The sequence below is a fragment of the Pseudomonas sp. AGC41 genome (genome assembly GCF_057334555.1).
The window spans coordinates 1-9,584 of sequence record NZ_JBHFJB010000087.1 but is presented as its reverse complement, the minus strand read 5'-3'; the positions used below and the strand labels follow the sequence as shown (position 1 = coordinate 9,584).

Annotated in this window: 12 protein-coding genes; 2 read left to right on the top strand and 10 right to left on the bottom strand. The window is 63.9% G+C overall.

Annotated features, from left to right (window positions below):
* Nucleotides 1-24: 24 nt before the first annotated feature.
* From ACE04F_RS15720 to ccmA, 10 genes are all read right to left on the bottom strand, one after another.
* Nucleotides 25-432: a hypothetical protein gene (locus ACE04F_RS15720; protein ID WP_305499657.1), complete on the bottom strand. Its 408-nt coding sequence runs from the start codon at nt 430-432 to the stop codon at nt 25-27.
* 14 nt (nt 433-446) lie between these two features.
* Nucleotides 447-1,649, bottom strand: a complete 1,203-nt coding sequence (ccmI, locus tag ACE04F_RS15715; RefSeq protein WP_486108062.1) for a c-type cytochrome biogenesis protein CcmI — start codon at nt 1,647-1,649, stop codon at nt 447-449.
* A complete protein-coding gene (locus tag ACE04F_RS15710) occupies nt 1,642-2,115 on the bottom strand; it encodes a cytochrome c-type biogenesis protein (RefSeq protein WP_486108060.1) in 474 nt (157 codons plus the stop codon). Before ACE04F_RS15710 ends, ccmI begins: the two co-directional genes overlap by 8 nt.
* A complete protein-coding gene (locus tag ACE04F_RS15705) occupies nt 2,112-2,648 on the bottom strand; it encodes a DsbE family thiol:disulfide interchange protein (RefSeq protein ID WP_095963989.1) in 537 nt (178 codons plus the stop codon). The genes ACE04F_RS15710 and ACE04F_RS15705 overlap by 4 nt, the downstream gene beginning before the upstream one ends.
* Nucleotides 2,645-4,633, bottom strand: coding sequence for a heme lyase CcmF/NrfE family subunit (locus ACE04F_RS15700; RefSeq protein WP_486108057.1), 1,989 nt, complete (start codon nt 4,631-4,633; stop codon nt 2,645-2,647). The genes ACE04F_RS15705 and ACE04F_RS15700 overlap by 4 nt, the downstream gene beginning before the upstream one ends.
* 3 nt (nt 4,634-4,636) lie before the next feature.
* Nucleotides 4,637-5,092 (bottom strand): cytochrome c maturation protein CcmE, encoded by a 456-nt coding sequence (ccmE, locus tag ACE04F_RS15695; protein ID WP_486108055.1) that lies wholly within the window; start codon nt 5,090-5,092, stop codon nt 4,637-4,639.
* A complete protein-coding gene (gene ccmD, locus ACE04F_RS15690; RefSeq protein WP_007939192.1) occupies nt 5,089-5,265 on the bottom strand; it encodes a heme exporter protein CcmD in 177 nt (58 codons plus the stop codon). The genes ccmE and ccmD overlap by 4 nt, the downstream gene beginning before the upstream one ends.
* On the bottom strand, nt 5,262-6,017 hold the full coding sequence (locus ACE04F_RS15685) for a heme ABC transporter permease (protein WP_486108053.1): 756 nt from the start codon (nt 6,015-6,017) through the stop codon (nt 5,262-5,264). The genes ccmD and ACE04F_RS15685 overlap by 4 nt, the downstream gene beginning before the upstream one ends.
* A gap of 95 nt (nt 6,018-6,112) precedes the next feature.
* Entirely contained in the window at nt 6,113-6,781 is a 669-nt protein-coding gene (ccmB, locus tag ACE04F_RS15680) for a heme exporter protein CcmB (RefSeq protein ID WP_486108051.1), read from the bottom strand.
* The gene (gene ccmA / locus ACE04F_RS15675) at nt 6,778-7,413 is read right to left on the bottom strand and encodes a cytochrome c biogenesis heme-transporting ATPase CcmA (protein ID WP_486108049.1); all 636 of its coding nucleotides are present in this window, start codon (nt 7,411-7,413) and stop codon (nt 6,778-6,780) included. Before ccmA ends, ccmB begins: the two co-directional genes overlap by 4 nt.
* Nucleotides 7,414-7,611: 198 nt before the next feature.
* Here ccmA and fliK point away from each other — a divergent pair, with 198 nt between their 5' ends.
* The gene (fliK, locus tag ACE04F_RS15670) at nt 7,612-9,183 is read left to right on the top strand and encodes a flagellar hook-length control protein FliK (RefSeq protein WP_486108047.1); all 1,572 of its coding nucleotides are present in this window, start codon (nt 7,612-7,614) and stop codon (nt 9,181-9,183) included.
* Nucleotides 9,180-9,509 carry an EscU/YscU/HrcU family type III secretion system export apparatus switch protein gene (locus ACE04F_RS15665; protein ID WP_434629261.1) on the top strand — a complete coding sequence of 110 codons (330 nt, stop codon included), beginning with the start codon at nt 9,180-9,182 and terminating at the stop codon, nt 9,507-9,509. Before fliK ends, ACE04F_RS15665 begins: the two co-directional genes overlap by 4 nt.
* Nucleotides 9,510-9,584 lie beyond the last annotated feature (75 nt).

The following is a 9,584-nucleotide window of genomic DNA, read 5'->3' as shown; positions in this document are numbered from 1 at the left end:
CCCCACAAGGGCCGGCAATGGGCTTCAGTGAAACTTCTGTCCGAGCCCCGCCGGTACGCCTTCGATAGTGGTCTCTTCCCACGGGCCGTTCGGGCTGACGGAGCGGCTCCAGCCGTTGTTCCAGCGGTAATAGGTGCGCTGGCGATAGAACGTATTGGGCTGCTTGTCCAGCACATAGACCCCGAGCTTGGCGTCCCAGTGGCTGTTGCCGCCTGGTGGTGGAGCGAAACTGGCGGAGGTGCGCGGCAGCGGCTTGGCCGGTTTGTTCGGGGTCACGGGTTTGCCGGGCGCGGTCGACGGGCCTGGTTTGGTGGTCGGCGTCGAAGGCGGAATCGGTGGCAATGGCGCCGACGGTTCCGGTGGACGCTGGACCGCACAAGCGCTCAGGCCCAGGACGAGGGTGAGCAGGGTCATACGAGCGATGGCGGTCATGGTGCGAGTTCCTGTCATTGGTCCGGACTGTCGATAATCAATTGTTGTAGCGCCGTGGTGCTGCTTGCCAGGGGCTGGCTGCGACCGATCCACTCGCCGGCGGTGGGTTGGCCGGCCCGGGAGATGCGCGCCACCAGTTGGACTTCAGGGAAGTTCGACAGTTTCAGCTGCGGCATCATCGCATCGGCGTCACCCAGCTCGACGCTGGCCGGGAGGTCGGCGACGGTCAGGCGCTTGGCCGCCAACGGCGCGGGCGGGCCGGACACGGCGCGAGCGAAAATGAACACGCTGTCGCCCGGCTGCACCTTGGCTTTGAGGGCAGGATCGAGCTCGACACGGACTTTTAGCAGCGCCGCGGCCTTGGCGACTGGCGCCTGGGCAACCTTGCCGCCATTGGCTTGCAGCTTCTCGGTGGCGCGAGTGATGCCCCCCTGCAACGCCTCCCGCGACTTGTCACCTTCGGGCAACTGCGCCAGCAGGCGGCCCCAGTAATCGATCGCCTCCTGATAGCGCTCGCCTTCGAATGCGGCGATGCCCAACAGGCCGAGGCTGGTGACTTCCTTCGGATCGAGTTTCAGCGCCTCGTCGGTGAGGGCCTGGACCTTGTCCGACCACTTCTTGCCATCGGCAAAATACTGCGCCTGGGCCCACTGTCCGAGCAGCTCGGGCTGGCGGCCGGCCAGCGCCACGGTGCGTTCGAAGATCTTCGCCGCGTCCGCCGGCCGGTCCTGCGCCATGTAGGTCCGCCCGAGGAAATACAAACCTTCGGCGGAATCCGGTTGTGCCGCCACCGCGCGCTCCAGGCGCAAGGTCATTTCTTCCATGGACTTGGGCGCCTGGGCGAATTCACGGGTCAGCTCGACCTTGTCGCTGGCGCCGAAATGCAGGTACAGCGCCAGGCCCAATACCGGCACCAACACCGCCGCGAGCAGCGGCAACGGTTTGCCCAGTCGCGATTCGCGCGGCGCCTCCGCGCCCTCGGTGTCGGCGAGCAATTCACGGGCGGCCTCGGCGCGACCGGTGTCCAGTTGCGCGGCGTTGAGCACGCCCTCCTCCCGCTCGGCCTGCAATTCGGCGACGCGCTCCTGATACAGCGCCACGTTCAACGCAGTGCGGTCTTCTTCCAATTGGGCGCGACGGCCACGCAACACGGGGATCAACAGAAAACTCAGGGCAACCAGGAGAAGCAGACCTGCGGCGAGCCAGAAATCAATCATGCTTGGTTTTATCCAACAGTTGGTCGAGGCGCTGGCGCTCTTCGACAGAAAGCGTGTCCGGGGCGGCGGTGCGCTGGACCCGGCGGCGACGCACGATCACCGCGATGACGACGAAACCACCGAGCAGCAGCCCGGCGGGGCCGAACCAGAGCAATGCGGTCTTGGACGACAGCGCCGGGTTGTAGCGCACGAACTCACCGTAGCGATCGACCATGAAGTCGATGATCTGCTGGTTGTCCTTGCCCTCGCCGAGCATGCGGAAGATCTCCTTGCGCAGGTCGGCGGCAATCGGCGCGTTGGAGTCGGCGATGTCCTGGTTCTGACACTTGGGGCAGCGCAGTTCCTTGGTCAGTTCGCGAAACCGCTCGCGCTCGGCATCGTTGGCAAATTCGTAGGTATCGATGGCGGCGTGGGCAACGCCGGCCAGGCTCAAGCCGAGAACGGCAGCCGCTAACCAGCGCTTCATGGCTTGGCCTCATCCACCAGCGCCTGATATTTGCCGGCCAGCTTCTCGCGCCAGACCTGCTCGTCGATCACCCCGATGAACTTGTCGCGGATGATGCCCTTGGCGTCGATGAAGAAAGTTTCCGGCGCCCCATAGACGCCCAGGTTCAGGCCGAGGGTGCCCTCTTCATCGCGGATGTCGAGTTGATAGGGATTGTGGAACTCGGCCAGCCACTTCAAGGCATCGGCGTTGACGTCCTTGTAGTTGACGCCGTAGATCACCACGCCGTTCTGGGCCAGTTTGTTCAGCACAGGATGTTCGACCCGACAGGAAATGCACCAGGTGCCCCACACGTTGACCAGCGCCGGCTTGCCCAGCAGGTCGGCGCGAGTCAGGGTCTTGTCGCCTTGTACCGATGGCAGGGAGAACTCCGGGAACGGTTTGCCGATCATCGCCGAGGGCAATTCGGACGGGTTCAGGTAAAGCCCGCGGTACAAGAACACCGCCATCACCAAAAACAGCGCTAGCGGCAACACCATCAACCAACGTTTCATGCCGTGGCTCCCGTCACGCCCAGGGCTTCGCGCACCCGGGTTTTCACTTTCACCCGATAACGCCGATCCAGCGCCGCGAGGACGCCGCCCAGTCCGGTGAGCAGGCCACCAAACCAGATCCAGCGGACGAACGGCTTGACGTGGACGCGTACCGCCCAGGCGCCATCACCGAGCGGTTCACCCAGCGCCACATAGAGGTCGCGGGTGAAACCGGCGTCGATCCCGGCTTCGGTCATCACCGAGTTCTGTACGGTGTAGAGGCGTTTTTCCGGGTGCAGCACGGTGATCTCCCGGCCGTCGCGAATGACCCGCACGGTGCCTTTGTCGGACGTGAAGTTCGGACCTTCGAAATGCCTGGCGCCCTCGAAAACGAATTGATAGCCGCCCAGGTCCATGGACTCGCCCGGCGCCAGCCGCAGGTCGCGCTCGGCACTGTTCTGGCTGGACAGCACCACACCGAGGGCGCAGACGGCGATCCCCAGGTGGGCGAGCTGCATGCCCCAGTAACTGCGGGTCAGGGTCGGCAGGCCTTTGACAAGGCCTTTGTGGCGGGTCTTGTCGAAAATATCCCGCACGCCCGCCAACAATACCCACGCCGCCAGCACGAATGTCGCCAGCACCGCCCAGTTGAAATCGCCATAAGCGATGCCCGCCACCACGGCCAGGGCGGCGGTGCCGAGCAGCACCGGCGTGAGCATGCCCAGCAGCCACTTGACCGGTGTGTCCTTCCAGCGCACCAGCACACCGATCGCCATCACCACCATCAGAATCGCCATCAACGGAATGAACAGTGCGTTGAAATACGGCGGGCCGACCGACAGCTTGGCGCCGGACAACGCATCGAGCACCAGCGGATACAGCGTCCCGAGGAGGATCATCGACGCCGCCACCACCAGCACCAGGTTATTGCCCAACAGCAGGGTTTCCCGGGACCAGAGGTTGAAGCCGACCTGGCTTTTCACCACGGGCGCACGCAGGGCGAACAGCGTCAGTGAACCGCCGACCACGAACAGCAGGAACATCAGGATGAATACGCCACGCTCGGGGTCCGAAGCGAAGGCATGCACCGAGGTGAGTACGCCGGAGCGCACCAGGAAGGTCCCGAGCAGGCTCAGCGAGAACGCCGCGATCGCCAGTAGCACGGTCCAGCTCTTGAACACCCCGCGCTTTTCAGTGACGGCCAGTGAATGGATCAGCGCCGTGCCGACCAGCCATGGCATGAAGGAAGCGTTCTCCACCGGGTCCCAGAACCACCAGCCGCCCCAGCCGAGCTCGTAATAGGCCCACCACGAACCGAGGGTGATACCGATGCCGAGGAAGGCCCAGGCGACAATCGTCCATGGCCGCGACCAGCGCGCCCACGCGGCATCGAGGCGGCCACCGAGCAGGGCGGCGATGGCGAAGGCGAAGGCCACGGAAAAGCCGACGTAGCCCATGTAGAGCATCGGTGGATGGACGATCAGGCCGATGTCCTGGAGCAGCGGGTTGAGGTCGCGGCCGTCCATCGGCACTTGCGGCAGGATGCGCTCGAACGGGTTTGACGTGAGGATCAGGAACAGCAGGAAACCGATGCTGATCATGCCCATCACCGCCAGCACCCGGGCCAGCATCACTTGCGGCAACTGTCGGGAAAACACCGACACCGCGAAGGTCCAGCCGGCCAGGATCAACGCCCAGAGCAACAGCGAACCTTCGTGGGCACCCCACACCGCGCTGAACTTGTAGTACCAGGGCAAGGCGCTGTTGGAGTTGCTCGCGACATAGGCCACGGAAAAATCGTCGGCCATGAACGCGTAAGTCAGGCAACCGAACGCGAACAGCATGAATGCAAACTGCCCCCATGCCGCCGGCTGGGCGAGGCTCATCCACAAGCGGTCGCCACGCCAGGCACCGAGCAACGGCACAACCGCCTGGACCAGGGAAAAACACAGGGCCAGGATCATCGCCAGATGGCCCAGCTCAGGAATAAACAGACCGGCATTCATCGATCAACCCTCCTTCACGGGAGGGGGCGCCGACTGGCCGCTGTCTTTCAGGGCCTTGGTCACTTCCGGCGGCATGTATTTCTCGTCGTGTTTGGCCAGCACTTCATCGGCCACCACCACGCCGTCGGCGTTGAGTTTGCCCAGGGCAACGATGCCCTGCCCTTCGCGGAACAGGTCCGGGAGGATGCCGCGATAGGTGATGGTCACGGTCTTGTTGAAGTCGGTGACATTGAACTTCACGTCCAGCGAATCCCCGGAACGCACCAGCGAGCCCTGCTCCACCATGCCGCCAGCGCGGATGCGCGTATCCTTGGGCGCTTCGCCACTGGCGATCTGGGTCGGGGTGTAGAACAGGTTGATGTTCTGTTGCAAGGCACTGAGGGCGAGGCCGACCGCCGCGCCGACGCCGACCAGGATCGCCAGGATGATGACAAGACGTTTTTTGCGCAGCGGATTCACTGACCGTTCTCCCGGCGCAGACGACGCGCCTCTTGTTGCAGATACCGCTTGCGGGCCAGGATCGGCGCCGCCACGTTGAGGGCCAGCACCGCCAGGCAGATGCCATAGGCTGACCAGACATACAGGCCGTGATGGCCCATGGCGAGGAAGTCGCCGAATGACGCGAAACTCATCGAGCGGCCTCCAGGCTGTTCTGTACTTCGGCTTTCACCCAACTGGCCCGGGCTTCGCGCTTGAGCACTTCGAGGCGCATGCGCAGCAGCAGCACCGCGCCGAAGAAGCAGTAGAAACCCAGCACGGTCAGCAGCAGCGGGAGCCACATCTCGACCGGCATCGCCGGTTTTTCGGTAAGGGTGAATGTCGCGCCCTGGTGCAGGGTGTTCCACCACTCCACCGAGTACTTGATGATCGGGATGTTGATCACGCCGACAATCGCCAGCACTGCGCAGGCCTTGGCCGCGCTGTCACGATTGCTGATGGCGTTGCCCAGCGCAATAAGACCGAAGTACAGGAACAGCAGGATCAGCATCGACGTCAGTCGTGCATCCCAGACCCACCACGAACCCCAGGTCGGCTTGCCCCAGATCGCCCCGGTGACCAGCGCCACGGCGGTCATCCAGGCACCGATGGGCGCTGCGCATTGCAGGGCGACGTCGGCCAGTTTCATCTTCCACACCAGCCCGACCACACCGCAGACCGCCAGCATCACGTAGACCGACTGGGCGAGCATCGCCGTTGGAACATGGATATAGATGATGCGAAAGCTGTTGCCCTGCTGGTAGTCCGGCGGTGCGAAAGCCAGGCCCCAGACCAGGCCGATACCGATCAGCAACAGGGCGGCGACGCTCAACCAGGGCAGCATCGTGCCGCTGATGCCGTAGAACCACTTGGGTGAGCCGAGCTTGTGAAACCAGGTCCAGTTCATTGCAGTTTCCATCACGGTTGCGGCGCGGCTTCACGAGCCGCCAGGTCAGCCTTCGCTTCCAGTGGAAGTGGTCAATTCCTGACCAGGCCGCATTATTATTCGCCGACGCTGATCTTCAGGCCAGCGGCTATTGCAAAGGGTGTCAGGGTTATCGCCAGGGCGGTCAGGCTCCCAAGCCACAGCAGATAACCGGTTGCCGGCATGCCTTGCAGCGCCGCTTGCAAGGCGCCACTGCCGAGGATCAGTACCGGTATGTACAGCGGCAGGATCAGCAACGCCAGCAACAGGCCGCCACGCTTGAGCCCTACCGTCAGCGCCGCACCCACCGCGCCGAGCAGGCTCAGCACCGGTGTGCCGAGCAACAGCGACAGCAGCAGCACCGGTGTGCACGCGGCGGGCAAGCCCAGCATCATTGCAAGCAGCGGCGAGAGCAGCACCAGCGCCAGGCCGGAAAAAACCCAGTGTGCCAGTACCTTGGCCAAAACCAGAAGGGCCAGGGGGTGCGACGAAAGGACCCACTGTTCCAGGGAACCGTCTTCGAAATCACTGCGGAAAAGCCCGTCCAGCGAGAGCAGGACCGACAAAAGCGCGGCCACCCAGACCAGCCCCGGCGACAAGGTTTGCAACAATTGAGTCTCCGGACCGACCGCCAACGGGAACAGGGCGATGACAATCGCGAAAAACACCAGCGGATTGGCCAGTTCAGCCGGACGTCGACATAGCAGGCGCGCTTCACGGGCAAGCAACAGGCCAAAGACGCTCATACCGCCCAGTTCCCCAGGTCAATGCTGCGATAGCCGGCGGGCATCCGGCTCAACGTGTGATGGGTCGTCAACAACACCATGCCGCCGTTGTCGCAATGCCCGGCCAAGTGTTCTTCGAGCTGCGCGACGCCCTGCTTGTCCAAGGCGGTGAAGGGTTCGTCGAGAATCCACAACGGCGGGCTGTCCAGGTAAAGTCGGGCCAGGGCCACGCGGCGCTGCTGGCCGGCCGACAACGTGTGGCTGGGCACATCCTCGAAACCCTTCAGGCCTACCGCCGCCAGGGCCTGCCAGATCGCCTCGCGACCGGCCGGCCGGTGCAAGGCGCAGAGCCAGCTGAGGTTTTCTTCCGGCGTCAGCAAGTCCTTGATACCGGCGGCATGGCCGATCCAGAGCAGATTGCGGGCCAGTTCGCTGCGCTGGCTGTCCAGGGGCTCGCCGTTGAGCAGCACCTGGCCGGCGGTGGGTTGCATCAACCCGGCCAGCAGGCGCAACAGGCTGGTCTTGCCGCTGCCATTGGGACCACTGACTTGCACCATATCGCCACGTGAGAGTCTCAATTCGAGATTTTCGAAAAGCAGCCGCAGGTCTCGCTCGCAGGCAAGGCCGATGGTTTGCAAAAGAGGACTGGTCAAGGGATCGCGGGCCTTATACGGTTCAAGTCGGCAGTGCAGCGGCCGTTAAAGTGATGCAGCATAGATGCATTGACGGCCCGTTCTACAGAGCTGCGTCAAACAATTGCAAGATTTTCGCCGCTCTTTGGAAGGCGGGCGGCATTATACATGTGAAGCCCCGCGCCAAAGAGCGCTGATTTCCCCAAGGTAAGACCGCAGATGACAGGCGACATGAACATCCCGCCGCTGCCCCAGCCCACGGCAACCACGCGCATGCCGGCGGTGACTGGCGAGCTGCTCAAGTTGCTGGCACCGGCCGAGGGACTGATCGGCCCAGGCCAGACAGCCAAGGCCGAGGTGTTGTCACTCAAGCAGGCGGACCAGGCCTTCCAGTTGTTGCTCAAGCTGACCCTGGAAAGCGGCCGGCAGGCCACGGTGCAGGCCACCAGCGCCCAGCCATTGCCGCAAGGTACCAGCCTGGCCGTGACCCAGCCGTCGGCCAGCAACCTGGCGATCACCGTGCAACAGGCGCTCGCGTCCAGTGTCGCCACCCTGACCCGCATCGACACCGCGCAATTGCCCGTGGGCACCTTGTTGCAAGGCAAAGTCCTGACCAGCCAGGCGCTGCCGCAATTGCCCGGGCAAGCGGCGGTATATCGCTCGCTGGTGAGCCTGCTCAACACCGCCCAGGCCGGCACCACCCTGGACATCGACAGCCCCCAGCCATTGCGCATTGGCACGTTGTTGAGCGCTCAGGTACAGGATGCGCAGACCTTGAAATTCGTGCCCCTGAGCAACCGCCAGGAACAATTGGCGGTCAGCCAGCAACTGGTAACGCAGGTGGGCCGCCAGGGTTCGCTGGACAGCTTGCTCACCGCCCTGCAGAACCTTCCCGCCAACGACGACGCCGGCCCTGAGCTGCGCGCGGCGGTAACGCGCCTGCTGGCCGGTCTGCCGGACGTCCAGCAACTGACTACACCCAAGGGCCTGGCCCAGGCGATGGTCGCCAGCGGCATGTTCCTCGAGAGCAAACTCCTCGCCGGGCAACCGCCGAGTCTTGCCCCGGACATGAAAGGCGACTTGCTGAAACTGATCGCCCAACTGACACCAGCCCTGCCCGCTTCCACCAATCTGAGCGCCATCATCGCCGCCAACACCCTGGCCCAGGCGCTGCCCAGCTTTGTCCGCAGTGCCCTGGGGATGCTCGGCCAGGTCAGCGCCAAGCCACAACCCACCAGCTTTCCCCTGCCCTCGCGCCAGCTGAAAGGTCAAGACGAAGAAGGTGATCTGGAACACCTGTTGCGTCTGGCCGCAGCCGCGGTTTCGCGCTTGCAAAGCCATCAGTTGTCGAGCCTGGAGCAGACCGGGCTGACCGATGACGGCCGGCTGATGAGCACTTGGCAGTTGGAAATTCCGATGCGCAACCTGCAGGACATCGTGCCGTTGCAGGTCAAGTTCCAGCGCGAGGAAACCGCTGCCCGGGAGCAGCCGGACGAGCGCCGCGAACCCCGCGAAGCGAAACAGCAATTGTGGCGGGTCGAGCTGGCGTTCGACATGGAACCGCTGGGGCCGTTGCAGATCCAGGCTCAGTTGCTCAGCGGCAGCCTGTCCAGCCAGTTGTGGGCGCAAAGGCCGTACACCGCCAGCCTGATCGAAAGCAACCTGACCGCCCTGCGTGAGCGTCTGGTGACGTGCGGGCTGAACGTCGGCGACTTGGATTGCCACCTCGGCACTCCGCCCCAGGGGCCCAAGACTCGACTGGATCAACGCTGGGTGGACGAAACCGCATGACAACCCATACCGAACCCCGCCAGGCCATCGCACTCAAGTACGACGGCCACCACGCCCCCACCCTCACCGCCAAGGGCGACGAAGCCCTGGCCGAGGAAATCCTGCGTATCGCCCGGGAAAGCGAAGTGCCGATCTATGAAAATGCCGAGTTGGTGAAATTGCTGGCGCGGCTGGAGTTGGGCGACAGCATCCCCGAGGAGCTGTACCGCACAATCGCCGAGATCATTGCCTTTGCCTGGAACCTGAAGGGCAAATTCCCCCAGGGCTTCGACCCGCACGCACCGGACGTCGAGAAGGACGTGACGGACCGCGGGGATGATTACTGACCCGCAACGACGCTGCCCCTGTGGCGAGGGAGCTTGCTCCCGCTCGGCTGCGCAGCGGCCGCAAAAGCCTGGGGC

Coding starts and splice junctions, on each gene's coding strand:
- ccmB (WP_486108051.1), bottom strand. CDS start 6,781: ATGAGCGTCTTTGGCCTGTTGCTTGCCCGTGAAGCGCGCCTGCTATGT.
- ccmI (WP_486108062.1), bottom strand. CDS start 1,649: ATGATTGATTTCTGGCTCGCCGCAGGTCTGCTTCTCCTGGTTGCCCTG.
- ACE04F_RS15705 (WP_095963989.1), bottom strand. CDS start 2,648: ATGAAACGTTGGTTGATGGTGTTGCCGCTAGCGCTGTTTTTGGTGATG.
- ACE04F_RS15700 (WP_486108057.1), bottom strand. CDS start 4,633: ATGAATGCCGGTCTGTTTATTCCTGAGCTGGGCCATCTGGCGATGATC.
- ACE04F_RS15665 (WP_434629261.1), top strand. CDS start 9,180: ATGACAACCCATACCGAACCCCGCCAGGCCATCGCACTCAAGTACGAC.
- fliK (WP_486108047.1), top strand. CDS start 7,612: ATGACAGGCGACATGAACATCCCGCCGCTGCCCCAGCCCACGGCAACC.
- ACE04F_RS15685 (WP_486108053.1), bottom strand. CDS start 6,017: ATGAACTGGACCTGGTTTCACAAGCTCGGCTCACCCAAGTGGTTCTAC.
- ccmD (WP_007939192.1), bottom strand. CDS start 5,265: ATGAGTTTCGCGTCATTCGGCGACTTCCTCGCCATGGGCCATCACGGC.
- ACE04F_RS15710 (WP_486108060.1), bottom strand. CDS start 2,115: ATGAAGCGCTGGTTAGCGGCTGCCGTTCTCGGCTTGAGCCTGGCCGGC.
- ACE04F_RS15720 (WP_305499657.1), bottom strand. CDS start 432: ATGACCGCCATCGCTCGTATGACCCTGCTCACCCTCGTCCTGGGCCTG.